22 protein-coding genes are annotated in these 23602 nt (G+C 68.6%); 14 read left to right on the top strand and 8 right to left on the bottom strand.

Annotation, left to right across the window (positions count from 1 at the left end; translation table 11 throughout):
- The first annotated feature begins 26 nt into the window (after window positions 1–26).
- The 5 genes from TBIF_RS15105 to TBIF_RS15085 all read left to right on the top strand — a co-directional run bounded on the left by TBIF_RS15105 (window position 27) and on the right by TBIF_RS15085 (window position 5904).
- Complete coding sequence (locus tag TBIF_RS15105) at window positions 27–1481, top strand: aldehyde dehydrogenase family protein (RefSeq protein WP_024795610.1); 1455 nt, start codon at window positions 27–29, stop codon at window positions 1479–1481.
- A gap of 64 nt (window positions 1482–1545) precedes the next feature.
- Window positions 1546–2406 carry a mycofactocin-coupled SDR family oxidoreductase gene (locus tag TBIF_RS15100; protein WP_024795609.1) on the top strand — a complete coding sequence of 287 codons (861 nt, stop codon included), beginning with the start codon at window positions 1546–1548 and terminating at the stop codon, window positions 2404–2406.
- A 31-nt stretch (window positions 2407–2437) separates the two neighbouring features.
- On the top strand, window positions 2438–2641 hold the full coding sequence (locus TBIF_RS15095) for a ferredoxin (RefSeq protein WP_024795608.1): 204 nt from the start codon (window positions 2438–2440) through the stop codon (window positions 2639–2641).
- Between the two features lie 62 nt (window positions 2642–2703).
- A complete protein-coding gene (locus TBIF_RS15090) occupies window positions 2704–4068 on the top strand; it encodes a cytochrome P450 (protein ID WP_024795607.1) in 1365 nt (454 codons plus the stop codon).
- Between the two features lie 150 nt (window positions 4069–4218).
- Window positions 4219–5904 (top strand): FAD-dependent oxidoreductase, encoded by a 1686-nt coding sequence (locus TBIF_RS15085; protein ID WP_024795606.1) that lies wholly within the window; start codon window positions 4219–4221, stop codon window positions 5902–5904.
- Window positions 5905–5944: 40 nt separating this feature from the next.
- Here TBIF_RS15085 and TBIF_RS15080 read toward each other — a convergent pair whose 3' ends face one another.
- A complete protein-coding gene (locus TBIF_RS15080; RefSeq protein ID WP_024795605.1) occupies window positions 5945–6709 on the bottom strand; it encodes an SDR family NAD(P)-dependent oxidoreductase in 765 nt (254 codons plus the stop codon).
- A 161-nt stretch (window positions 6710–6870) separates the two neighbouring features.
- On the opposite strand from TBIF_RS15080, the gene TBIF_RS15075 reads away from it, so the two are divergent.
- The 8 genes from TBIF_RS15075 to TBIF_RS15040 all read left to right on the top strand — a co-directional run bounded on the left by TBIF_RS15075 (window position 6871) and on the right by TBIF_RS15040 (window position 13850).
- Window positions 6871–7392, top strand: a complete 522-nt coding sequence (locus TBIF_RS15075; protein ID WP_024795604.1) for a DoxX family protein — start codon at window positions 6871–6873, stop codon at window positions 7390–7392.
- The gene (locus TBIF_RS15070; protein WP_024795603.1) at window positions 7389–8111 is read left to right on the top strand and encodes a tyrosine-protein phosphatase; all 723 of its coding nucleotides are present in this window, start codon (window positions 7389–7391) and stop codon (window positions 8109–8111) included. Before TBIF_RS15075 ends, TBIF_RS15070 begins: the two co-directional genes overlap by 4 nt.
- Before the next feature lie 91 nt (window positions 8112–8202).
- Window positions 8203–9225 (top strand): phosphotransferase family protein, encoded by a 1023-nt coding sequence (locus tag TBIF_RS15065; protein ID WP_024795602.1) that lies wholly within the window; start codon window positions 8203–8205, stop codon window positions 9223–9225.
- 53 nt (window positions 9226–9278) lie between these two features.
- Window positions 9279–9935 carry a TetR/AcrR family transcriptional regulator gene (locus TBIF_RS24560; RefSeq protein ID WP_084611724.1) on the top strand — a complete coding sequence of 219 codons (657 nt, stop codon included), beginning with the start codon at window positions 9279–9281 and terminating at the stop codon, window positions 9933–9935.
- A 64-nt stretch (window positions 9936–9999) separates the two neighbouring features.
- The gene (locus TBIF_RS15055) at window positions 10000–11304 is read left to right on the top strand and encodes an acyl-CoA dehydrogenase family protein (protein ID WP_024795600.1); all 1305 of its coding nucleotides are present in this window, start codon (window positions 10000–10002) and stop codon (window positions 11302–11304) included.
- The gene (locus TBIF_RS15050) at window positions 11301–12047 is read left to right on the top strand and encodes an SDR family NAD(P)-dependent oxidoreductase (RefSeq protein WP_024795599.1); all 747 of its coding nucleotides are present in this window, start codon (window positions 11301–11303) and stop codon (window positions 12045–12047) included. Before TBIF_RS15055 ends, TBIF_RS15050 begins: the two co-directional genes overlap by 4 nt.
- Window positions 12048–12063: 16 nt before the next feature.
- Complete coding sequence (locus TBIF_RS15045; RefSeq protein WP_038171447.1) at window positions 12064–12810, top strand: SDR family NAD(P)-dependent oxidoreductase; 747 nt, start codon at window positions 12064–12066, stop codon at window positions 12808–12810.
- Window positions 12811–12872: 62 nt separating this feature from the next.
- Window positions 12873–13850: an NADPH:quinone oxidoreductase family protein gene (locus TBIF_RS15040; RefSeq protein ID WP_024795597.1), complete on the top strand. Its 978-nt coding sequence runs from the start codon at window positions 12873–12875 to the stop codon at window positions 13848–13850.
- 79 nt (window positions 13851–13929) lie between these two features.
- Here the strand turns inward: TBIF_RS15040 and TBIF_RS15035 are convergent, their stop codons facing one another.
- From TBIF_RS15035 to TBIF_RS15025, 3 genes are all read right to left on the bottom strand, one after another.
- Entirely contained in the window at window positions 13930–15600 is a 1671-nt protein-coding gene (locus TBIF_RS15035; RefSeq protein ID WP_024795596.1) for an FAD-binding protein, read from the bottom strand.
- 254 nt (window positions 15601–15854) lie between these two features.
- Window positions 15855–16622 (bottom strand): SDR family NAD(P)-dependent oxidoreductase, encoded by a 768-nt coding sequence (locus TBIF_RS15030; RefSeq protein WP_024795595.1) that lies wholly within the window; start codon window positions 16620–16622, stop codon window positions 15855–15857.
- A gap of 44 nt (window positions 16623–16666) precedes the next feature.
- Window positions 16667–17827 carry an acyl-CoA dehydrogenase family protein gene (locus TBIF_RS15025; protein WP_024795594.1) on the bottom strand — a complete coding sequence of 387 codons (1161 nt, stop codon included), beginning with the start codon at window positions 17825–17827 and terminating at the stop codon, window positions 16667–16669.
- 114 nt (window positions 17828–17941) lie between these two features.
- On the opposite strand from TBIF_RS15025, the gene TBIF_RS15020 reads away from it, so the two are divergent.
- Complete coding sequence (locus TBIF_RS15020; protein WP_024795593.1) at window positions 17942–19006, top strand: CaiB/BaiF CoA transferase family protein; 1065 nt, start codon at window positions 17942–17944, stop codon at window positions 19004–19006.
- A gap of 108 nt (window positions 19007–19114) precedes the next feature.
- Here TBIF_RS15020 and TBIF_RS15015 read toward each other — a convergent pair whose 3' ends face one another.
- The 4 genes from TBIF_RS15015 to TBIF_RS15000 all read right to left on the bottom strand — a co-directional run bounded on the left by TBIF_RS15015 (window position 19115) and on the right by TBIF_RS15000 (window position 23505).
- Window positions 19115–20266 carry a thiolase family protein gene (locus TBIF_RS15015; protein ID WP_024795592.1) on the bottom strand — a complete coding sequence of 384 codons (1152 nt, stop codon included), beginning with the start codon at window positions 20264–20266 and terminating at the stop codon, window positions 19115–19117.
- Between the two features lie 61 nt (window positions 20267–20327).
- The gene (locus TBIF_RS15010) at window positions 20328–21557 is read right to left on the bottom strand and encodes a CaiB/BaiF CoA transferase family protein (RefSeq protein WP_024795591.1); all 1230 of its coding nucleotides are present in this window, start codon (window positions 21555–21557) and stop codon (window positions 20328–20330) included.
- Between the two features lie 42 nt (window positions 21558–21599).
- On the bottom strand, window positions 21600–23288 hold the full coding sequence (locus TBIF_RS15005) for a thiolase C-terminal domain-containing protein (protein WP_051461572.1): 1689 nt from the start codon (window positions 23286–23288) through the stop codon (window positions 21600–21602).
- Window positions 23278–23505: a hypothetical protein gene (locus TBIF_RS15000; RefSeq protein ID WP_024795589.1), complete on the bottom strand. Its 228-nt coding sequence runs from the start codon at window positions 23503–23505 to the stop codon at window positions 23278–23280. The genes TBIF_RS15005 and TBIF_RS15000 overlap by 11 nt, the downstream gene beginning before the upstream one ends.
- Window positions 23506–23602: the final 97 nt, after the last annotated feature.

Genomic DNA, 23602 nt, shown 5'->3' with positions numbered 1-23602 from the left:
GGTCCAATATTCAAGGGAAGTGGCAAATGAGCAACTCTGAACTCCGCATGCTGATCGACGGAGAGCTGGTTGCCGCCGGCGACGGCGGCGTCTACGACAACATCAACCCCGCCAACGAGCAGGTCATCGGCACCGCGCCGAAGGCGACCAGCGGAGATATCGAGCGGGCGATCCTCGCCGCGCGCCGCGCGTTCGAGACCACCACCTGGTCCACCGATCACGCGTTTCGCCGCCAGTGCCTGATCCAGCTGCAGGAGGGGCTGCTCAAGCACGCTGAGGAGCTCCGGCCCATCCTGGTCGCCGAGGCGGGCTCGCCGCTCGCCCTGACCTACGACACCATGCTCGACAACACGACCAAGATGATCAGCCACTACATCGACCTGCTCGAGACCTATGAGTTCGAGTCCGTGATCACCCCGATCGCCGGGGACGAGGCCGCCCACCGCATCATCCGGCGGGAGGCCGCCGGCGTTGTCGCGGCCATCACCCCCTGGAACTATCCCTACTTCTTGGCGATTGGCAAACTTGCCACCGCGCTGGCCGCCGGTTGCACGGTGGTCCTCAAGCCCGCGCCGGACACCCCCTGGAACACCTTGGTGATCGGCCGGATTGTGCTCGAGCACACCGATATCCCTGCCGGTGTGGTCAATATCGTCACCACCGACGACAACGAGGTCGCGGCGCTGCTGACCACCCACCCTGAGGTCGATGTCATCACGTTCACCGGCTCGACCGCCACCGGCCGCCGCATCATGGCCGCCGCCGCCCCGACGGTGAAGCGGCTGGCCCTGGAGCTCGGCGGAAAGTCCTCGGCAATCCTGCTCGACGACGCGGACTTCGCCGCCGCCATCCCCTTCGTGTGCGCGACCACCGCCAGCCACGCCGGCCAGGGCTGCGCCATCTACTCGCGACTGCTGGTGCCCCGCTGGCGGTTGAAGGAGGCGGAGGAGATCGCCGTCGCGGCGATGAGCCAGATCCCGTGGGGAGATCCCACCGACATCGGCAACTACATGGGGCCGCTGGCCAACAAGCGCCAGTACGACGCGGTGCTGCGCTACTACGAGATCGCGAAGCAGACCGGCCGCGTCCTGCTCGGCGGCAACGCCAGCGACCGATATGAGACGGGCTACTGGGTCGAGCCGACGATCGTCACGGATATCGACTCCATGTCCCCCGTCGCGCAGGAGGAGGTCTTCGGGCCGATCCTGGCCATCCTGCCGTTCGACGACGATGCAGATGCGATCCGGATCTCCAACAACACGATCTTCGGGCTCGCCGGGGGCGTGTGGAGCGCGGACCTCGAGCGGGCCACACGCGTGGCAAACGGCATGCGGGCCAGCTCCATTCAGGTCAACGACCAGATGTGGAACCACCAGACCGCGCCGTTCGGCGGCTACAAGCAAAGCGGCATCGGGCGCGAGTGGGGCACCGAGGGGATCGCGGAGTTCCTCGAGATCAAGACAGTGGCCCGTCCCGCTTAACAGTTCTGACACCGGCCACACCTACGTATTTCCACCGGTTTTTTCTAGCGTTGAGGAGCATATGATGGGCAGAGTTGAAGGCAAGGTCGCATTCATCACCGGCGCGGCACGCGGGCAGGGTCGCAGCCACGCGGTCCGCCTCGCGGAGGAGGGCGCGGACATCATCGCGGTGGACCTGTGCCGCGATATCGAGTCGAACAAGTACCCCCTCTCACGTCCGGAGGACCTGAAGGAGACCGCCCGCCTGGTCGAGGCGACCGGCCGGCGGATCGTCACCGTCGAGGCCGATGTGCGGGAGATAGCGCAGATGTCCGCGGCCATCGATCAGGGTATCGAGGCGTTCGGCAAGCTCGACATCGTCGTCGCGAACGCGGGGATCATGCCGATCCTGGGCGGCCCGAACATGCAGGGCTGGCTCGATGTGATCGGCGTGAACCTGATGGGCGCGCAGAACGCGATCCACGCGGCGCTGCCGCACCTGACCGCGGGGGCGTCGATCATCGCGACGGGCTCCACGGCGGCGTTCATGCAGAACGACATTGTGGAGAACCCAGGCGCGGATCCCGGCGGTGCCGGCTACACGGTGGCGAAGATGATGATCTCGCAGTACATCCATGAGCTCGCCCGGGTGCTTTCGGCGCAGATGATCCGGGCGAACGTGGTGCATCCGACGAACTGCAACACCGCGATGCTGCAGTCCGACTCGATGTACCAGATTTTCCGCCCGGATTTGGAGAATCCGACGCTCGAGGACGCAAAGGGGGCGTTCCATGTGCAGCAGGCGATGCCGATTCCGTGGGTGGAGCCGGTCGATATCAGCAATGCGGTGCTGTACCTGGCCTCGGACGAGGCGCGGTATGTGACGGGCACGCAGATGCGGGTGGACGCGGGCGGCTACCTGAAGATGCAGTCCTTCCACGTCTAAGGCTCGGCCAACCTTTGAAGGAGAGAACACGATGAAGGTCGAAGTAGACCAGGACCTCTGCCAGGGGCACACGATGTGCGCGATGGTGGCACCCAAAGTCTTCGCGCTGCGGGACGAGGACGGCCACAGCTACGCGATGAACGGCGGCGAGGTGCCCGTCGAGCTCGAGGACTCGGCCCGTGAGGCGATCGTCACGTGCCCAGAGCGCGCGATCCGCGAGGTTTCCGCTACCTGAGCAGTTGTTCGTACCCCACCTTTGGCGCCGCGCATAAGCGCCACGAAAGCCTTGGAGTGACAATGACAACCGATGACGCCAACCAGGTCGAGGACCTGCGGAAATGTCCAGTCTCGTATGACCGGCATAATCCGGAGTTCCGTGAGGAGTTCGTTGAGAAGACACAGGAACTCCACGCCACGTGCCCGATCGCGTGGAGCGAATCCTATGGCGGCCACTGGGTGGCCAGTGGGATTGACGAGCTTTTCGCCATCGCCCGCAGGTCCGACGCGGTAACCAATTTCCGGGACCATGACGGCTCGGTCAACGGCTATCAGGGCATCAGCATCCCCGCCTATGACTATGGCCCGTACGCCACGCCGTCCTTCCTCGAGCTGGATCCGCCGGAACAGACGGACTATCGCAAGACCCTCAATCCGTACATGTCTCCCGCCGCGGTCGCCCGGTGGGTCCCGGTTATCGACGATCTGATCAGGGCCTGCATCGACGAGAACATCGAGAGCGGCAGCATCGACCTCGTCCAGGAGCTGGCCAACATTGTGCCCGCGATCGTGACGATGGGCATGCTGGGCCTGCCGCTCACAGATTGGGAGATCCACAACGAGCCGGCCCATGCGCTGATGTACACCCCGCCGCACTCTCCCGACATCGGACGAGTGGTCGAGATGGCCAATGAGAGCCGGGCCGCGCTCACGGCCGCGGTGCCGCAGGTGCGGGAGAATCCGCGTCCGGGCCTGATGGACGCGCTGGTCAAGACGACGGTTGCGGGGAAGCCGCTCACTGACCAGCAGGTCACGGCCACGGCGATGCTGTTGGTCGGCGGCGGGTTCGACACCACCACGGCGCTCACCGGCCACTCGCTCGGCTGGTTGTCGGCCAACCCCGCGGCGCGGGCCCGGCTGTGCGATGAGATCGACACCCTCCTGGACCCGGCGACGGAGGAGTTCCTCCGGTACTTCACGCCGGCCCAGGGTGATGGCCGCACCTTCAGCAAGGACGTCGAGATCAACGGCGTGCAGTTCAAGGAGGGTGAGCGGCTCTGGCTCTCGTGGGCCATGGCCAACCGATCCCCGTCGGTGTTCCCAAACCCGAACGAGATCGACTTCGACCGCAGCGGAAACCGGCACACGTCCTTCGGCCTGGGTATCCACCGGTGCATCGGCTCGAACGTGGCGCGAGTCCTCTTCAAGAGGATGATCGCCGCGGTGCTCGACCGCATGCCCGACTTTGTGGTCGATTTGGACAACACCAATTACTACGAGTCCATCGGGCAGATCAACGGACTGGTGAACCTGCCGGCCACGTTCACCCCGGGTACGCGTCAGGGGCCGAGTTTCACAGAGACCGTCGAGCGCGCGCAGCAGATCATCGACGACCAGCGGCTGGCAGAGCCACTGGCTGTGAATAAGGTCGCTGTCGACGGTTGAGCCCACGCAATGTCCCGGCGGGGTGGTACTCGATTCGAGTTTCCCCCCTGCCGGGACATTGCTATGACGGGATGCCAGCGCTCAACTGGCATGCCCCGGTGTGACTTCCAGAGCGACGAGGCCCCTCGTTGCCAAGTACGGAGAAATCTAATGACATACGTCATCACCCAACCCTGTTGCAACGATGCCTCCTGCGTCGCGGTCTGCCCGGTCGACTGCATCCATCCGACCCCGGCCGAGGCACCGTTCATGCGCACCGAGATGCTGCATATCGACCCCGAGGCGTGCATCGACTGCGGTGCCTGCGTCGAGGTGTGCCCCGTCCTCGCGATCAAGCCCGACTATGAGCTGGAGGCCGAGGACGAGCCGTATCTGGAGCTGAACGCGGACTACTTCCGCGTGCACCCCATGGACGACGCGATCCCGGACTTCAGGAGCAATCCCGCACGGGGCGAGGACCTTTCAGGTCTGCGGGTGGCGATTGTGGGGTCCGGGCCATCCGCGCTCTACGCCGCTATGGGGCTGGTGGACCTGCGGGGGCCGCGAGTTCGGATGTACGAGCGGCTCTACACGCCGTACGGCTTGGTGCGGTTCGGGGTGGCACCGGACCATCAGACGACGAAGGCGGTGACGAGCCAGTTCGCATCGCTCGAACGCTCCGCCGCTTTCGAGCTGACACTCGGCGTCGAGGTCGGCGTGCACGTGAGCCACGAGGAGTTGATGGCGCACCACCACGCCGTGATCTACGCGGTGGGGGCGTCCGCGGACCGGACGCTCGGGATTGCCGGCGAAGACCTGCCCGGCAGCCACGCGGCCACCGAGTTCGTCGCCTGGTACAACGGCCATCCCGAGCACACCCACCGCACCTTCGACCTGTCGGGCGAGCGCGCCGTCATCATCGGGAACGGCAATGTCGCGCTGGACGTCGCCCGGATCCTGTTGCTGGACCCCGCGGAGCTGACGGCCTCGGACATCGCCCCGCACGCGCTGGAAGCATTGCGGGACAGCAACATCCGCGAGGTTGTGGTGATCGGCCGCCGGGGGATCGCCCAGGCTGGCTATACGAATCCGGAGATGATCGCACTGTGTGGCCTGCCCGGAGTGGACGTGGTCATCGACGGCGACGAGGTGAAGTCCGACGAGGTGATGCAATCGATTCTCGACGATCCCGACACCGAGTCCTCCGTCGGCTTCAAGGTCCGGTTCGGGCAGGAGGTTGCTGGTCGGGCCAGCTCGGGCAATCCCAAGCGACTGGTGCTGCGCTACCTGCAATCGCCCACCCGCATCAACGGCGCAGACCGGGTCGCGTCCATCGATATCGTCCGCAACCGGCTCGAGCCCGACGGGCATGGATCCTGCACTGCCGTGGCCACGGCCGACTCCGAGACGATTGACACCTCCTTGGTGCTCCGATCCGTCGGCTATAGCGGGACAGCCCAACCGGGGCTGCCGTTCGACGCCGACCTCGGAATCGTGCCGAATGTCGATGGGCGAGTCGTGGATCCGGCCACCGGCGAGGTCCTGCCCGGCGTGTACGTCACGGGGTGGATCAAGCGGGGGCCGTCCGGGGTCATCGGGACCAACAAGAAGTGCGCAGAGGACACCCTGGGACTGCTGATGCAAGACCATCTTGCCGGTGGGCTCGGAGTGGTGGAGGGCGACGCGGCGGAGTTGGCCGCGTTGATCGCGCAGCGCCAGCCCGAGACACTGGACTTCGCGGACTGGACGCGGGTCGACCGCGCAGAGCGGGACGCGGGCCGTGCACTAGGTCGAGCCCGCGTGAAGTTCGTCGATCCCCAGGCGATGCTGGACGCCGCCCGGGCCGAGAGCTTATGAGCCCCGCCCGCCGCGGCCAGAGCGGCGAGCGGGCCAGGCCTTAGACCGGGCCCATGCGGATGGCGCCGTCGATGCGGATGGTCTCGCCATTGATCATGGCGTTGTCGACGATGGCGAGCGCGAGCTTGGCGTACTCGGCCGGCGCCCCCAGCCGCGAGGGGTGGGGGACCTGCGCGGCGAGGGAGTCCCGCACCTTCTCGGACAGCCCGCCGAGGATGGGCGTCTCGAAGGTGCCGGGGGCGATGGTCACGACGCGGACGAACTTGCGGGCCAGGTCCCGCGCCGCCACGATGGTCAGCCCCGCGACGCCGGCCTTGGACGAGGAGTACGCGGCCTGGCCGATCTGCCCCTCGAAGGCCGCCACGGAAGCGGTCATGATGACCACGCCGCGCTCGCCGTCGACGGTGTCGTTCTTGACCATCCGCGCGGCCGCGAGGCGCAGGACGTTGAAGGTGCCGACGAGGTTGGTGCTGACGACCTCCTGATAGAGCTCCAAACTGCCTGGGGTCCCGTCCTTCTCAACGATCCGCACCTTGCCGCCCCGGCCCGCGCAGTGCACGACGGCGCGCAGGGGGGCCTTGTCCTCCGCCGCGGCCAGTGCGGCGTCCACGGCCGCCGGATCGCGGACGTCGGCGGGCATGAAGGTGACCAGCTCGCCGAGCTCGCGCGCGACGGCCTCGCCGTCGGAGGAGGGCAGGTCGATGATCACGGTGGGGACGCCGCGGGCCACGAAGGCCTCTGCGGTGGCGCGGCCGAGGCCGGAGGCGCCGCCGGTGACGGCGGCGGACGCGTGGGTGAGGTCCATTTGGGATGCCTTTCGCTGTGCCGCGGGTGCGGAGGGGCGGTCGCGGGGAGGCCCGCGGACCAATGCTTGTCTCTAACTTAGTTATCGAGGTAACATTTGTCTATCGACTGCGGCGACACCCAGCGGAGTCCGTCGCCGCCGCGGAGACAGATGGAGTGGGCGTGGATTCGATCGACACCGGACTATTGATCCTGCGGGTGTGCCTGGGGCTGACCATGGCCGCGCACGGCTACGGGAAGCTCTGCCGCGGCGGGCGGATCCCGGGCACCGCGCGGTGGTTCGAGAGCATCGGGATGCGGCCGGGGCTGGTGCACGCGTGGCTGGCCGCCGCCACCGAGGTCGCCGCGGGCCTGGCCCTCGCGCTGGGCCTGCTGACCCCCTTCGCCGCCGCGGGCTTCGTCGCACTCATGTTCGTCGCGGCCTGGACTGTGCACCGCGGCAAGGGCTTCTTCATCGCGGGCGACGGCTGGGAGTACAACCTGGTGCTCGCCACCGGGGCCGCCGTCGTGGCGATCGCCGGCCCGGGCGCGGCGAGCCTGGACCACCTCTTCTTCGGCGACTCGGTGCTGGCGGGCTGGGCGGGCGGCCTCATCGCGGTGCTCGGCGGCCTCGCGGGCGCGGGGATCTTGCTGGGCACGGCCTATCGGCCCGAGCCCGCGGCCGCCGCGGAGCCGGCGGCGTGACCGGGCGGCCGCAGGGGCTCGCGAACCTGCGGGACGTGGGCGGGCTGCCCCTGGTTGGCGGCGGCGTCACGGCCGACGGCGTCCTCTACCGCGCCGACGCCCCCTACCCCGGCGATCGCGCGGTGCCCGAGCTCGCGGCGTGGCCCCCGGCCAGCATCCTCGACCTGCGTGGCGCCCGCGAGCGCGTGAGGTTCCCCTTCGTGTGGCCCGCAGGCACGGATTCGCACCATCTGCCGGTCCACTCCGCGGCCGCCCCCGACGCGCAGCCGCGAGACCTGCCGGCGGTATACCTGCGCATGCTCGACGGCGCCGACGCGTGGGCTCCCGCGCTCCTCGACCACGTGACACGGCCGGCTGGCCCGGTGCTGCTGCACTGCACTGCAGGCAAGGACCGCACGGGCGTCGCCGTCGCCGTGCTGCTCCTCGCCGCGGGGGTGCGGTCGGACGCGGTGGTGGCGGACTACGTCCGCAGCGACGAGACGTTGCCCGCCCTGCATGACCGGTGGCTCAGCGTCGGCGTGCGCACCGCGCAGTCGCCGCCCCTGCCCGAGGAGTACATGCGCGCGCCGGCCGCGGCGATAGAGCCGATCGTGGAGCGGCTCACCGAGTCGCGCGGGGGAGCGGCGCAGTGGGTGCTCGAGCGGGGCGTGGACCGCGCTGTCCTCGAGCGTTGGCAGGCGCGGCTGACGGCGCGGGACCAGGGCCGTTCCGCAGAGTGAGCCGCAGCCCTTGTTTCTCGGTGTCGATCTCAGAATGCTGTTCTCAGACTTACAAACTCACTTTGAATTGTCTTGAGCCTAAGGATCTTTCATGACGACGGAATCCAAGCACGCTGAGCTTCTGGCGGATCTGAGCGTCCGCGCGGCGCGGGCCAGCAGCGCCTGGCAGCCGGGCCTCGAGATCGCCAATGTGCGGCCGCTGACGGGCGGCACATCGAGCCTGACCTTCGTCGCGGATGTCACAGGCGGAGCCATCGCGGAGCCTGTCGTGCTCAAGGTGGCGCCCCCCGGGCTCGCGCCGGTGCGCAACCGGGACGTCATCCGGCAGGGCCGCGTGATGCAGGCGCTGCAGGGGGCGGCCGGGGTCGCCGCGCCGGCCGTCTACTTCGAGGACGCGGGCTCGCCGCCCTTCGTGGCGATGCAGATGCTCGCCGGCGAGTGCGTCGAGCCGCTGCTCTCCGCCGACCGCCCGCGGGACGACGAGACGCGGGCGCAAACGCGGGCGCGGTACGAGTCCGCCACGAGGATGCTCGCGCACCTGCACGCCGTCGACCCCGCCGATATCGGCCTGGGGGCGGAGCCTGTGGTGTCGCTGGGCGCGGAGATCGACCGGTGGACCAGGGCCTTCGAGACCGTTCCCGACGACCTTCGGGGCGACTACCTGGGCTGCGCGGAGGCGCTGCACGCGACGATGCCCGCCCCGGCACGGCCGGTGGTCAACCACGGGGACTACCGCCTGGGCAACACCCTGTGCGAGGGGGATGCGGTGACGGCGCTGATCGACTGGGAGATCTGGTCGGTGGGCGACCCCCGCGTGGACCTCACATGGCTGGCCTACTTCACGGACGAGGCGGGGCATCCCGCCGCAGTGTCGGAGGAGCCCTGCGGCACGCCGACCATCGCCGAGGTGGTGCGGCTCTACGAGCAGACGCTGGGCCACGAGGTGGTGGACATCGACTGGTTCCACGCGCTCACCCGCTACAAGGAAGCGGCGGCGACGGCGCTCCTGATCAAGCGGGGGCGCAAGACCGGCGGGCTGAGCCCGGCCTTTCTCAAGATGGAGCCCGCGCTGCCGGGCCTGTTGACGGAGGCGCTCTCGCTGATCGGGCGCTGAGGGGCGCGGTAGCCCCGGCCCCGAGTCCAGGATCTTGAGCGAGAGCAGGTGCCATGTCAGAGCCAGCAGGACACGTCGAGGAGTCCCCGGCGGTGATCGCGGGCGGCGGGCAACTCCGCCGGGCCGCCAAGCCCCGCAGGCAGGCCTCCTACGACGAGGAGGTGCAGCTTCTGATTCGCTCGGCCGAGGCGGTGATGCTGGGCAAGGGGTGCACGGAGCCGCCCAAGATCGCGGAGATCGTGCGCGCGGCGGAAATGTCGAACCAGGCCTTTTACCGGCACTTTCGGAGCCGGGACGACGTCATCGTGGCGACCTATGAGCAGGGCCTGCTGAACATCCACGCGTACCTGGCGCACCGCGTCTTCAAGCAGGTCGGGCTCGAGGCTCGCCTGGCGGCCTGGATCGACGGCGTCCTCGCGCAGATCGAGGACCCGGAGCTGTCCGAGCTGAGCCGGGTGATCATCTGGAACATGGGCCAGATCGCCCGCACGAAGAGCGAGATCAAGCCGATCGGGCATGCCCGTCTCAGCGAGGTCCTCTGCGGGGTGCTCGCCCAGGCCGAGGTGCCGGAGCCGGGGCGCAACGCGACCTTCATCCAGACCCTGGTGCTGGGCCTGACGACCAGCTATTTGGAATCGGGCCAGTCGCCCACCGCCGCGGACCGAGCGCACCTGCTGCGGTTCTGCCTGGGTGCGCTCGCCGAACACTGAACTACGCGAATACCGGTGCGTGTCGCCCTGGCGCGGCACGCGAATCAGCAAAGGACTCAAAGCGATGTGGAATTTTCAGACCGATCCTGAGTTTCAGGAGAAGCTCGACTGGGCGGCGCAGTTCGTCCGCGAGGAATGTGAACCCCTCGACCTGCTCTTCCCCCATCTCGGGCAGCCGTACAACATGGACAACAAGGCCGCCCGAGCCATCCTGGGGCCGCTGCGGGACCGGGTGAAGGAGCAGGGGCTGTGGGCCTGTCACCTAGGCCCCGAGCTGGGCGGCCAGGGCTACGGTCAGCTCAAGCTGGCGCTGCTCAACGAGGTGCTGGGCCGGTCCATGTGGGCCCCCACCGTTTTCGGCACCGCGGCACCGGACACCGGCAACGCGGAGATCCTCGCGATGTTCGGCACGGATGAGCAGAAGGCGAAGTACCTGCAACCGCTGCTCGACGGCGACATCGTCTCCTCCTTCTCGATGACGGAACCGCAGGCCGGCTCGGACCCGAAGGAGTTCGTCTGCGCAGCGCGCCGTGAGGGCGAGGAGTGGGTGATCAGCGGCGAGAAGTGGTTCTCCTCGAACGCCCGCTACGCGTCCTTCCTCATCGTCATGGCCGTGACGGACCCCGAGGCGACGCCGTACCGGCGGATGTCGATGTTCGTGGTGCCCACCGAGACCCCGGGCATCGAGATCGTCCGCAACGTTTCCGTCATGGGGGACCGCGACGAGCTCGACGAAGGCACCCACGCCTACATCCGCTACAACGACGTCCGGCTCCCGGCTGACGCGATCTTGGGCGGCCCGGGCCAGGGCTTCGAGGTGGCGCAGGCGCGACTCGGCGGCGGCCGCGTCCACCACGCCATGCGCACCGTCGGCAAATGCCAACGCGCGCTGGACATGATGGGCGAGCGCGTGCTCTCGCGGCGCACCCAGGGCGAGGTCCTCGCCAAGAAGCAGCTGGTGCAGCAGTTCATCGCGGACTCGGCGATCGAGCTCGAGATGTACCGGCTGCTCGTGATGAAGACAGCCTGGATCATCGACAATCAGCCGCACGGCGCGGCGCGCACCCACATCGCGATGTGCAAGGTCGCGATGGCCAAGGTCTACCACGACATAATCCACCGGGCGATCCAGATCCACGGCTCTCTCGGCTCCACGATCGAGACGCCGCTACACATCTGGTGGACCGGCGTCATCTCGATGGGCCTGGCCGACGGGCCGACTGAGGTGCACAAGGTCGCCGTCGCCCGCGGGGTCCTGGCGAACTACGAACCGACCTCCGAGCTCTTCCCGACCGAGCACATCCCCACCCGACTTGCCGCGGCGAAGGTCAAGCACGCCGCCATCCTCAAGGAGCACGAGATCGTATGAGCAACAATCACTTCTCCCTCGAGGGCAAGGTCGCCCTCGTCACCGGCGGCAGCCGCGGGCTGGGCCGCGAGATGGTGCTGGCCTTCGCCGCCGCCGGCGCCGACGTCGTGATCACCAGCCGCAAGGCGGAGGCCTGCGAGGAGGTCGCCCGCGAAGTCGAGGCGCTGGGACGCAAGGCCCTCGCCGTGAGCTGCCACGTCGGCAAGTGGGACCAGATCGACGCGCTGGTGGACAAGGCCTATGAGGTCTTCGGCCGGGTCGACGTGCTGGTCAACAACGCCGGCATGTCCCCGCTGGCCCCCTCCTCGGCGGAGACCAGCGAGGAGCTGTTCGACAAGGTCATCGGCGTCAACTTCAAGGGCCCATTCCACCTGTCCTCGCTTATCGGCGAGCGGATGGCAGCAGGCGACGGCGGCTCGATCATCAATATCTCCTCCTCGGGGGCGATTTTCCCGCAGCCGCGGTTCGGCCCCTACGCGGGAGCCAAGGCCGCGCTGAATACGCTGACCGGCGTCTTCGCGCGGGAGTACGGCCCCAAGGTACGGGTCAACACGATCTCCGCGGGTCCCTTCCTGACCGACATCTCCAAGGCCTGGGCCGAGGAGAAGCGCCACACCACCCAGAGCGCGATCGGCCGCCCCGGCCGTCCCGAGGAGATCATCACCACCGCCCTGTACCTGGCCAGCCCGGCGTCGAGCTACACCACGTCCTCCCTGATCCGCGTCGACGGCGGCTTGTACTAAATTGGGTGGCCAGGCAATGAGCGGGCGGCGCGTCGTCATCACCGGCGGGGCCAGCGGGATGGGCGCCGCGCTCGTAGCGGCTCTCAGCGACTCCGACGCGCAGGTCCTCTCGCTCGACATCACCGAGCCGGAGGGCGAGCGGGTCGCCGCGGCGGCCGGCGCGGCCTTCCTCCGCTGCGATGTGACGGACAAGGACTCTGTGGACCGGGCGTTCGCCGAGGGCGTGCGCGCTCTCGGCGGGCTGGACGTGCTGATCCATGCCGCGGGCATTGCCCCGAGTTCACCGGCGGAGTCCACACCGATGTCGATGTGGGAGAGCACGATGGCCGTCAACGCCACCGGGACCTTCCTGACGAACCAGGCGGCATTCGAGCACCTGCGGGAGCGCGGCGGCCGGATCATTAACTTCGCCTCCGCCGCGGGTGCGAAGGGCCTGCCTGGTAAGGCCGCGTACGCGGCGAGCAAGGGTGCCGTCCTGGGCTGGACCCGGACGGTGGCGGTCGAGTGGGCGAAGCACGGGATCACGGTCAACGCGATCGCGCCCGCAATCCGCACCCCGATGTACGAGAAGACCCGGGCGTCGATGACCTCCGAGCAGTTGGCGGCGCACGACCAGCACCTGACCACCCTGATCCCACTGGGCGGCAAGCTCGGGAAGGTCGAGGACCTGGTGCCGGTGCTGGAGTTCATCGCGGGCGAGGGCTCGCGTTTCATGACCGGGCAGATCTTCGCCGTCGACGGCGGCTCCCTCATGGTCAGGTAAACCAGCGCCGACCTGCACTATCCCAAACACCACGATAGTCACCTGTCAGGAAAGGACCTGCCATGCGGGCAGCACGATGCGAGACACACGGCGATCCCGACCGGATCGTGATCCGCGAGATCCCCGATCCGGTCGCGGGCCCCGCGGAGGTCCTCGTGGCGATCGAGGCGGCGTCCGTCAACTACCCGGACGTGCTCATCGCCGCGGATAAGTACCAGGTGACGGTGCCGACGCCGTACACCACCGGCAGCGAGTTCGCGGGCCGCATCGTCGGCGTCGGTGCCGAGGTCACGGACTGGGCCCCGGGCGATGCGGTGATGGGCACGGCCTTCGGCGGCGCGTTCGCGGAGAAGATCGCCGTGCCGCAGACCGCGCTGTCGCCGAGCCCGGCGGGCCTGGACATGGTCCACGCCGCGGCGTTCAACGTCACCTACCGCACCGCGTACCACTCCCTGGTGACGTTCGGAGCGGTCCAGCCCGGGGACTGGGTGGTGGTCTTGGGCGCGGCCGGCGGCGTGGGCACCGCCTGCATCGACGTGGCCACCCGCCTCGGCGCGAAGGTCATCGCCGCAGTGTCCACGCCGGAACGCGCCGAGGCATGCCGCGCGTTGGGGGCGGTGGCGACCATCGCCTATGACGACGAGAACCTCAAGGTGCGGATCAAGGAGATCACCGGCCGCGGCGCGGATGTCATCATCGACCCCGTGGGCGGCACCTACTCCGAGCTGGCGATTCGGGCGATCGCCTGGGGCGGGCGCTACGTCTGCGTCGGCTTCGCGCAGGGCGAGATCCCGAAGATCCCGATGAACCTCGTCCTGCTCAAGGGCGCGATCCTGCGCGGCTTCGAGATCCGGACCCTCGCGAACCATCTGCCGGCGGCGGTCGAGGATGGGCGCAGGGAGATCGAGCGGCTCGTGGGCGAGGGCATGAAACCGTTTGTCTCGGAGACGTACACGCTCGATGAGGTGCCGCTGGCGCTGACCAGAATGGCCGAGCGACGCACCACCGGAAAGATCGTCATCGACATGACCCGGGGGTGACGGCCCCAGATTAAAGGTCCCTGCCCCCGACAATCGTCGGGGCAGGGCCTTTTGCTGTGGGGCTCTCTACGGGCGGGGGCTACTCCGCGGCGGCGTGGTTCGCCGCGACATAGGCGAAGATCGCGGAGGGACCAATCGTCGCGCCCGCGCCGAGGTACTTGCGGCCCATGACGGAGGCCGTGCAATTGCCCGCGGCATAGAGACCGGGGATGGGCTCGCCCGCGTCGGTCAAAACCCGTGCGTTCTCATCGCACAGTAAGCCGCCATTGGTGCCGATGTCGCCGGGGTACATCTGCACGGCGTAGAAGGGGGCTCGCGCGATCGGCCCGAGGGAGGGGTTCGGCTTGTGGGTGATGTCCCCCTGGTACCGCTCGTGGTCGCCCTCGCCCCGATGGAAGTCCTCGTCGATGCCGGTCACTGCGAACCCGTTGAAGCGAGACACGTTCTTGCACAGAGTTTCTGCGTCAATGCCGCACATCTCGGCTAGACCCTCGAGGGTGTCGCTCTGCTTGATGGTGCCGCTGTCGAGCAGTTCCTTGGGGAATTTTCCGGGCGGCGCGAAGCCGAACGTGTAGCGCGACCGATGGTAGGAGTCGATGATCAACCAGGACGGGATGGCCCCGCCCGCAGTGAGCTCGCGGGCAAACATCTGCTGGCCGGTCTCCTGGTAGGCAGCCGCCTCATTGGTGAACCTGTTGCCGCCGGAGTCCACCATGATCGAACCCGGCTTGCTGCGCTCGCTGATGGTCATGGCGGGCTTGCCGCTCGGCGTGATCCACGACGGGATCCACCAGGCCTCATCCATCATGTCGGTGGCGGCTCCGTGGGCCATCGCGATGCGGATCACCTCGCCGGTGTCCCCGGGATTGGCGCTGGACCACTCCGGTCGACCGGGCTGATTCGCCGAGAACTCCGCGCGCATCTCGGGGTTCCGCGAGAACCCGCCTGCGGCGAGGAGCACGCCGTCGCGGGCACGCACGCGCACCGTGCGCCCGTCCCTCTCGAGCACTGCGCCCACGACACGGCCCTCCTCGACGACCAGGTCCACGAGGGTGGTGTTGATCCAGACTGGGATGTCACGCTTGAGCAGGGCGGAGAGCAGATGTGCGACAAGTGCGGCACCGTTGGTGACATATCGCTTTCCCCGCACGCGGCCGGACGCGGTGCGGGCGAGGACCCGGGTCATGGCGGTCATCCCCTTGGCCGTGCGCAGGTTTGAGACGCTCTTCGCCTCGCCGGTGTACATGTTCATCCAGCCAGCGACGGGCGGCCGAAGGTGCGCCGCCCAGGTGCCCAGGCGATTGGTGTCGAACACGACGGCCTCGATAGAGCGGGACCGCGCGCTGCCGCCCTCGACACCGCGCACGCCGGAGTAGTAGTCGCTGTAGCCCTCACAGCGCCTGAACTGAATGCCCTCGGTCTCGAGGAAGGCGAACATGTCAATGCCCCGGTGCAAATATGTCTTCCGCCGGGCGGTGGAAGACGCGGGGCTGCTGTCAGCGGCTGGGCCGACGACGGTGTCGAAGTAGGTGAGGGCCTCGTCGAAGGAATCCGGCACCCCCTCGCGCGCCATTAGCGGATTATTCGGGATCCACACAACTCCTCCCGACATTCCGGTGGAGCCGCCTACCATGTCCGTTTTCTCGATAACGATCGCATCTTTTCCGAGCGCCTTGGCCCGGAGTGCGCCGACCATTCCTCCGCCGCTGCCCACGAGGAGTAAATCAGTAGTGTAATCCCAACCTGGCATCGAAAATTAATCCCATCTTCAGGTGTTGGCGAAATCGTCAGCCGTGTGCTCTGCGGTAGACGGAGACCGTAATCGTATTATTGGGGCACGTCCGATGGCTTTTCCGTTGAATGGAAAGGAGGTGCAGGGAAATTGATATTCGCATTTGGGGCGTAGAGACCGAGTCTGAGGTGGCGGCGGTTACGAAATCGCCCGAGGGAGCAGCGCGGTGCGCTACTCCCTCGGGCGATTGGCCTCATGTGCGTGGAAGGGCTCTATCGCGGTGCCATCCGGATCGCGCCGTCGAGACGGATCGTCTCACCGTTGGCGTAGGAGTTCTGCAGCAGTGTTAGCGCCATCCCGGCGTAGTCCTCCGGGCGGCCCAGGCGCTTGGGGAAGGGGACCCCCGCGGAGAGGCCCTCCCGGATATCGGTGCGCAGGCGGGCAAGCATCGGGGTGTCGAACAGGCCCGGGGCGATGGTGTTGACCCGGATGCCGAAGCTCGCGAGGTCCCGCGCGGCGACGAGGGTCATCCCGTGCACGGCGGCCTTGGACGCGGTGTAGGAGGTCTGGCCGATCTGCCCGTCGAACGCCGCCACCGACGCGGTGAGCACGACGGCGCCGCGCTCCCCGTCGATCGGCTCGTTGCGCGCCATCCGGGCCGCGACGTGCCGCAGGACGTTGTAGGTCCCGATCAGGTTGATCTCGAGGACATTGCGGAAGCTGTCCAGGTCGCCCGGGTGTCCCTCCTTGTCGAGGATGCGCAGGCGGTCGCCGCCGCGGCCGGCGCAGTGCACTACGCCGCGCAGCGGGCCGTGCGACTCGGCCGCGTCGAGGGCGGCGTCGAACGAGGACTCGTCGGTGATGTCGATGGCGACGAAGGCGGCGGCGCCGCCGAGGCGGGCGGCTGTGGCCGCGCCGTCGGAGCTGGCGAGATCGGCGAGGACCACGCGCGCGCCGGCGTCGACGAGCGCAGTGGCGGTGGCCTCACCGAGGCCGGAGGCCCCGCCGGTGACCAGGAAGATGTTGTCCTGCAACTGCATGGTTCAGTCTCTCTGTGGGGGTGGAGGTGCGGCGGACCGGCGGGTCACGAGGAGTATTTGGCCGCGAGATCGCGGCCGATGATCTCCTTCATGATCTCCGTGGTGCCGCCGACGATGGTCTGCACGCGGGCGTCCGCGTAGGCGCGGGAGATGGGGTACTCGTCCATGTAGCCGTAGCCGCCGTGCAGTTGCAGGCAGGCGTTGACGACCCGGTTCTGCAGCTCGGTGGTCCACCACTTGGCCTTGGCCCCGAGCGTGACGTCGAAGGAGCCCTCGTTATAGGACAGGATGGACTCCTCGAGGAAGGTCCGGGTGATATCGATCTCGGTGGACATCTCCGCGAGCTTGAAGCGGGTGTTCTGGAAGTCGATGATGCGCTGGCCGAAGGCCTTCCGCTCGGCGGTGTAGCTGCAGGTCCAGTCCAGCGCCGCCGCGGCCGCGCACAGGGCGCGCCAAGCGATGGACAGGCGCTCGAGGGGGAGCTGCGCCGTCAGGTGGTGGAATCCGCGACCCTCCTGCCCGACGAGGTTCGCCGCCGGCACCCGCAGGTTCTCGAAGGCGATCTCCGCGGTGTCCTGGGCGTGCAGGCCCAGCTTGCGCAGCTTGCGCCCGCGCATGAAGCCCTCGGCGGTGGTGGGCACCAGGATCAGCGAGAGCTGCGGGCGGCCCTCGACCTCGCCGGTGCGCGCGGCGACGAGCACCACGTCGGAGGAGAACCCACTGGTGATGAATGTCTTGGAGCCGTTGATGACCCAGTCGCCCCCGTCGCGGACCGCGGTGGTCTTCATCCCGCGCAGGTCGCTGCCAGCGGCCGGCTCCGACATCGCGATCGAGGCGACGACGGTGCCGTTGGCCATCTGGGGCAGCCACTCGCGTTTCTGCTCATCGGTGCCGAACGTCGTCAGATAGGAGGCGACGATGTCCTCGTTGATGGAGAACCCGGAGGCGAGGGAGGCCGCGCCGACGGCGGCGAGCTCCTCCTGGATGACGCAGCGGTACCGGTAGTCCGTCATGCCGCCGCCGCCGAACTCCTCGGCGATCCGGATGCCGAGGATGCCGTGCGCGCCGGCCGACTTCCACACCTCCCGGCCGGTGGCGCCCTCCTCCTCCCAGCGATCGAGATTCGGCGCGACCTCGCGCCGCACAAATTCTCGGACGATCTCGCGGAACTGATCGTGGTCGTTGTCGTAAAATGGTTGTGGCATTCATTTCCTCCGCGATCTTCGGGCGTTCAATTAGATGGAACAAGGACTGTCTGAAATGGAGTTATCGGAGTTCACTCGGGAGAGTGGATTATCTGACGAAAAGGATGGAAAAGAATGAGTGACAATACTCCATTGAGCGGTCTTCGGGTGGTCGAGTTCCTCGGCCTGGGCCCGGCTCCATTCGGGTGCATGCTGCTGGCCGATCTCGGGGCCGAGGTGCTGACCCTGCGCCGCCCGGGCTCGGGCCTGCCGGCGCTGGTGCGCAACCGGTCGACCCTGGAGGTCGACCTCAAGGACCCGGATGCGATCCGACAGGTGCGCGAGGCGGTGGCGGCGGCCGATGTGCTGGTCGAGGGCTTCCGCCCGGGCGTGATGGAGCGGCTGGGCCTGGGGCCGGCGGACCTGGAGGCGGTCAATGACCGACTGGTCTACGCCCGGATGACCGGGTGGGGCCAGGACGGTCCCCTCGCGCAGACCGCCGGGCATGACATCAACTACATCGCGCTGACGGGCGCGCTGCACTCGGCCACCCGCAGCGGCGGGGTGCCGACGCCCCCGGCCAACCTGCTCGGGGACTTCGGCGGCGGCGCGATGTACCTTGTCACGGCGATCCTCGCGGCGGTGTTCGAGCGGGGCCGGACGGGGCGGGGGAGCGTGCTCGACGTCGCGATCCTCGACGGCGCGAACTACCTGACCTCGATGCTGCACGAGTACCGCTCGACCGGCCGCTGGTCGGACGAGCCGGGCACCAACCGCCTGGACACGGGCGCGCCCTACTACGACGTCTACCCGTGCGCCGACGGCAAGTTCGTCGCCGTCGGCGCCCTGGAGGCGCAGTTCTTCGCCGTGCTCGTCGACGTGCTGGGACTGGATCCCACATCGGTTGTGGGACGGGAGGATCCGGCCATCTGGCCCGCGCTCCGCGAGCAGATCGCGGCCGCCATCCTGACCCGGACCCGCGACGAGTGGGGGGCGCTGGCCGCGCATACCGACGCGTGCCTGACTCCGGTGCTGAGCCTGGCGGAGGCGGCGGGGAATCCGCAGGTCGACGCCCGCTCGATCCTCGTCGCTGAGCCCGGGCGTGAGGGCGAGGGATCCTGGACGCCGCGGTTGCCGATCGGCTACGCCATGGATGCGAGTCCTGCGCACGAGATCCTCCGGTCGTGGGTGCGGGTGTGATTCGTCGAGCCGGCCCGATGGTGTTGATGGCCGTCGGGCCGGCTCGACATCGCGCCGCCGGGGTGGTGGCGGCAAGAATGGTGGTGGCAGGCGGGCAGTGGGGCTAGATCACTCGATGAGCTCGTAGATGGTCGCGTTGGCGGTGCCGCCGCCCTCGCAGATCGTCTGCAGCCCGTACTTGATGCCCTGCTCGCGCATGTGGTGGATCAGCCGGGTCGTCAGGATCCCGCCGGTCGCGCCCAGGGGGTGGCCCACCGCGATGGCGCCGCCCAGCGGGTTGACCCGGTCGAGGTCGGCGCCGAGCTCGAGCTGCCAGGCCAGGGGGACCGGCGCGAAGGCCTCGTTGATCTCGATGGCCCCGATATCGCCGATCTGCAGACCCGTGCGGGCGAGCACTTTGCGGGTGGCGGGGATGGGCGCGGTCAGCATCATCACCGGGTCCGCGCCGGCCACCGAGCCGGCGAGGAGGCGGACGATGGGGGTGAGCCCGAGTTCGGCAGCCTTCTCCGGGGTGGTGATCATGACGGCCGAGGCGCCGTCGGAGATCTGGGAGGCGTTGCCCGCGTGGATGACCCCGTCCTCGCGGAAGGAAGGCTTGAGTTTGGCCAGGGTTGCGGGGGAGGTCCCACGGCGCAGGCCCTCGTCGACGGTGAGGTGGGAGTCGCCTGCGTGGACCGGCACGAGCTGGGAGTCGAAGGCTCCGCGGTCGATGGCGTCGGCCGCCAGCTGGTGGGAGCGGGAGGCGAACTCGTCGAGCCGCTGCCGGGACAGCCCCCACTTCTGGGCGACCATCTCCGCGCCGATGCCCTGGTCCAGCTGGTCCACACCGTAGCGGTCGAGAACCGTTTGGCCGTAGGGGAATCCGGCGGCGCGGGCCGCGCCGAGCGGCACTCGGGACATCATCTCGACGCCGCCGGCGACGGCGATGTCGTAGGCACCCGCCATGACCGCGTGCGCAGCCGACTCGATGGCCTGCTGGCCGGAGCCGCACGCGCGGTTGACGGTCACGGCCGGCACGCTCTCCGGCCAGCCCGCCGCCAGGGTGGCGAAGCGCGCGACGTTGCTGGACTGGTCCCCGAGCTGGGTGACGCACCCCCACATGACGTCGTCGACCAGGCCGGGGTCCACGCCGGTCCGCTGGATCAGCTCGCGCAACACCAGGGCGGAGAGGTCGACGGGGTGGATGTCCTTCAGCGCGCCGTTCCGCTTGCCGATCGGCGTGCGGACGGCCTCGACGATGACGGCTTCTCTACTGCTCATGCTGGGCTGCTCCTGGCGTCTGGCGGGGATGGTTGGGTGGTGCGTCGGGGTGGCCGGGCGGCTAGGTGACGGCGCCGGCGATCTTGAGCCCGAGCAGTTGCTCGTCGTCGAAGCCGATCTCGCGGAGGATGTCGTCGGTGTGCTCGGCGAACAGGGGCGCGCGGGTCATCTGCACCGGGGCGTCGTCGAACTTGACCGGGTTCGCGACCAGCTTCTGGGTCTCGCCGTCCGCGTCGACGACGTCGACGATCCGCCCATTGGCGATGAGCGCCTCGTCATGGCCCAGTTCCCAGCTGTTCTGCAGCGGGGCCCAGGGGCCGCTGAGGTTGGCGAGGACGGCGGTCCACTCGTCGTAGGTCCGCGCGGCGATCGCGTCGGCGAACCAGCCGCCGATCTCCTCGCTGTGCTCGGTGATGGCCGCCATCGTCTGGAACCGGGTGTCCCCGACGAGGTGGTCGAGGCCGAGCGCGGTCACGAACTCATTCCAGTACCGCGTGGGCTGGAGCATGGAGAACTGCAGCCAGCGGTTGTCGGAGGTGCGGTAGGAGCCGGTCAGGGGGTTGCCCACCGCGGCGGACTTCTTGCGCACCTTGGTCAGCGGGCCGCCGTTGAACAGGGCCAGGTTGACGGTGAACTGGGTGGCCCAGGCTCCCACGCCGAGCAGCGAGACGTCGACGACGGAGGTCTCGCCGGTGCGCTCGCGGCCGGCGATCGCCGCGGCGATCCCGCCGGCGATGGTCATGCCGCCGATGTTGTCGCCGTATGCGCCGGCGGGCATGAAGGTCATGTGCTCGGCATCCGGCGGCATCAGGCCCTCGGCGCTGCCGCCACGGGCCCAGAAGCCGGTGGCGTCGAAGGCGCCGGTGTCGGCGTCGGGGCCCTGGCTGCCGAAGCCGTTGCCGGTCACGTAGATGATGTCCGGATTGATCGCCCGGATGTCCTCGAGCGTCAGGCCCAGCTTGGCCCGGGGGCTGGGGAGGTAGTTGGTGAGGAAGACGTCGCTGCGGCGGACGAGCTCCTCGAGCACCGCGCGGGCCTCGGGGTTGGCGAGGTCGATGCCGATGCTGCGCTTGCTGCGGTTGGGGCCGTCCATGATCGGCGCGAAGGAGGAGCCGGGCCGGGTGGCGTCGTGGCCGAGGACGCGGACCAGCCCGCGCTGGGCGTCGCCGTGCTCGGCGTGTTCGACCTTGACGATGTCGGCGCCCCAGTCCGCGAGGACGGCGCCGGCGGCGGGGACGAAGGTGAACTGGGCCACCTCAAGGATGCGGATACCCTCCAGCGGACGTTGCATTGTGGAACTCCTGGTCGTTGGTCGTGGGATGTGGGGACGGTGCTAGTCGGACCGCAGCAGGATCGCGCCCGAGGGCACCCCGCCGCCTGAGCTGACCACGGCGAGGCGGGGGTCGGCGACCTGCCGGCCGGGCGCTTGGCCGCGAAGTTGCAGCACGGCCTCCCGGAAGAATCCGTAGCCGTGGGTGCGGCCCGCGGAGAGCTGGCCGCCGTGCGGGTTCAGGGGCAGCCGGCCATCGATCGCGATCCCGCGGCCGCCGTCGATGAAATCGCTTGCGCCGCCGAGCTCGCAGAAGCCGAGGCCTTCCAGCCAGGACAGGGCGTTGAAGGTGAAGCCGTCGTAGAGCAGCGCGACGTCGACATCCTCTGGACGCTGGTCGGTGCGGCTCCACAGGTGCGCGCTGGGGCCCAGGGACTGGGGGAGGTGGGTGAGCGTGCCTTGGTCCCAGGACAGGGGCTCCATCATCTGGGTGCCGACGGCCTCGACGAACACTGGCTTGTGGGGGAGGTCCCCCACGGTGTCGATCGCGGAGACGATGACGGCCACCGCGCCGTCGACGGGCACGTCGCAGTCGTAGAGCCCGAAGGGCGTCGACACCGGACGGGCGTTGAGGTAGTCCGCCATCGTGATCGGGTCGCGGTAGACGGCCTCCGGATTGGCGGAGGCGTTGTGGCGGGTATTCACCGCGATCGCGCCGAGCGCCTCCTTGGCGTCGCCGTAGCGGTGGAAGTAGTGCGAGGCCTGGCACGCGATCCAGTTCGCTGCGGACATCGCGCCGAAGGGGTGCCTGAACTCGAACATGTCTGTGGCCCTGGCGTTTCCGGTGGCCCATTCGCCCGAGCGGACGAGCTCCGTGTGGGAGGACTCCCACACGGTGCGGAAGCACAGCACGTGTCGGCAGAGGCCGGAGGACACCGCGAGCATCGCGGCGATGATCGACCCGTTCTGGCCGGGCAGCTCGGCGCCGGCGTTGACCCAGGTCGGATTGATCCGCAGCGCCTGCTCGACGGGCATGATCCCGCCCTCGGACATGCCGCCGACGGATCGGCCGGGGTAGGTGGAGAGCCCGTCGATGTCGTCGAGCGTCAGCCCGGCGTCGGCGACCGCCGCCAGGCACGCGTCAACGGTGAGTGAGAGCGGATCCACCATGAGTCGGCGGCCGATCTTGGACTGGCCGACCCCGCTGATCGCGACCTGGTCCTCGAACCGCTTCTTGCTGACGGGGGCACGGAGCCGGGACTTATAGTCCTCGGGTTCGGGGAGGGCCCCGGGCTTGCCGTCGGCGTCGGGGTCAATCTCGAAAAGCGGCAGCCAAATGGACTCTTCGACCTGCTCGAACACGACCCGCACCTGCGTGCCGACCGCGACATCGGCGGGCTCGCACCCGACGATGTTCGTGGTCAGGCGCACCCCCGGATCCTCCACCAGCGCCACGATCGCCACGACGTAGGGCGGGGGGAAGTTCGGCAGCCATTGCTGGAAGTTGACCGTCAGGCCCACGACGACGGCCTTGCCGGACACCGGCCGCAGCGGCAGCTCGCGACCGTGGCAGTCCGGGCACAGCACAGCCTGCGGGTGCGATCTCTTCCCACACGCCGAGCACTCGGCGATCCGCAGGATGCCGTCCGCGCCCGAGGCCCAGAACTCGGCGCTCGCGAGGGTCGGCTGCGGTAGCGGGCGGCCGGTGTCTGCGATGGGGTTCGCGTTGGAAGTCACGGCGTCACAGCGCATTCGGCGTGCGGTGACGGTCCCGGACCGTGACCATGGCGGCGAGGCGGCGCTCGCGGTCGGCGGCGCTCCACACGTCGTCCGAGGCCTCGCCGAGCGTCGCCAAGCGCTCCTTCTCCGCGGCTATCTCCGCGTCGAGCAACTCGCTTGCCAGCTCTCGCGTCAACAGGTCCTGGTCGACCCAGTCATCCTGGGGGATCTGTTCGATTTGCTCTTCCATGGCGTGCCTCACCAGCTCTCGTTCGGGTTTAGGTGCGGGGGAAGTTCAACAACGCCCGCGCGTTGAGCTCGACCATCTGATGCACCTCGTCATCGGG

Source organism: Tomitella biformata AHU 1821, assembly GCF_000524475.1.
Taxonomy (GTDB): Bacteria; Actinomycetota; Actinomycetes; order Mycobacteriales; family Mycobacteriaceae; genus Tomitella; species Tomitella biformata.
This window is presented reverse-complemented; position numbering and strand designations above follow the sequence as displayed.

Coding starts and splice junctions, on each gene's coding strand:
- TBIF_RS15025 (WP_024795594.1), bottom strand. CDS start 17,827: ATGCCACAACCATTTTACGACAACGACCACGATCAGTTCCGCGAGATC.
- TBIF_RS15095 (WP_024795608.1), top strand. CDS start 2,438: ATGAAGGTCGAAGTAGACCAGGACCTCTGCCAGGGGCACACGATGTGC.
- TBIF_RS15080 (WP_024795605.1), bottom strand. CDS start 6,709: ATGGACCTCACCCACGCGTCCGCCGCCGTCACCGGCGGCGCCTCCGGC.
- TBIF_RS15020 (WP_024795593.1), top strand. CDS start 17,942: ATGAGTGACAATACTCCATTGAGCGGTCTTCGGGTGGTCGAGTTCCTC.
- TBIF_RS15010 (WP_024795591.1), bottom strand. CDS start 21,557: ATGCAACGTCCGCTGGAGGGTATCCGCATCCTTGAGGTGGCCCAGTTC.
- TBIF_RS15035 (WP_024795596.1), bottom strand. CDS start 15,600: ATGCCAGGTTGGGATTACACTACTGATTTACTCCTCGTGGGCAGCGGC.
- TBIF_RS15090 (WP_024795607.1), top strand. CDS start 2,704: ATGACAACCGATGACGCCAACCAGGTCGAGGACCTGCGGAAATGTCCA.
- TBIF_RS15040 (WP_024795597.1), top strand. CDS start 12,873: ATGCGGGCAGCACGATGCGAGACACACGGCGATCCCGACCGGATCGTG.
- TBIF_RS15085 (WP_024795606.1), top strand. CDS start 4,219: ATGACATACGTCATCACCCAACCCTGTTGCAACGATGCCTCCTGCGTC.
- TBIF_RS15065 (WP_024795602.1), top strand. CDS start 8,203: ATGACGACGGAATCCAAGCACGCTGAGCTTCTGGCGGATCTGAGCGTC.
- TBIF_RS15005 (WP_051461572.1), bottom strand. CDS start 23,288: ATGCGCTGTGACGCCGTGACTTCCAACGCGAACCCCATCGCAGACACC.
- TBIF_RS15015 (WP_024795592.1), bottom strand. CDS start 20,266: ATGAGCAGTAGAGAAGCCGTCATCGTCGAGGCCGTCCGCACGCCGATC.
- TBIF_RS15045 (WP_038171447.1), top strand. CDS start 12,064: ATGAGCGGGCGGCGCGTCGTCATCACCGGCGGGGCCAGCGGGATGGGC.
- TBIF_RS15030 (WP_024795595.1), bottom strand. CDS start 16,622: ATGCAGTTGCAGGACAACATCTTCCTGGTCACCGGCGGGGCCTCCGGC.
- TBIF_RS15105 (WP_024795610.1), top strand. CDS start 27: ATGAGCAACTCTGAACTCCGCATGCTGATCGACGGAGAGCTGGTTGCC.
- TBIF_RS15100 (WP_024795609.1), top strand. CDS start 1,546: ATGGGCAGAGTTGAAGGCAAGGTCGCATTCATCACCGGCGCGGCACGC.
- TBIF_RS15055 (WP_024795600.1), top strand. CDS start 10,000: ATGTGGAATTTTCAGACCGATCCTGAGTTTCAGGAGAAGCTCGACTGG.
- TBIF_RS15050 (WP_024795599.1), top strand. CDS start 11,301: ATGAGCAACAATCACTTCTCCCTCGAGGGCAAGGTCGCCCTCGTCACC.
- TBIF_RS24560 (WP_084611724.1), top strand. CDS start 9,279: ATGTCAGAGCCAGCAGGACACGTCGAGGAGTCCCCGGCGGTGATCGCG.
- TBIF_RS15000 (WP_024795589.1), bottom strand. CDS start 23,505: ATGGAAGAGCAAATCGAACAGATCCCCCAGGATGACTGGGTCGACCAG.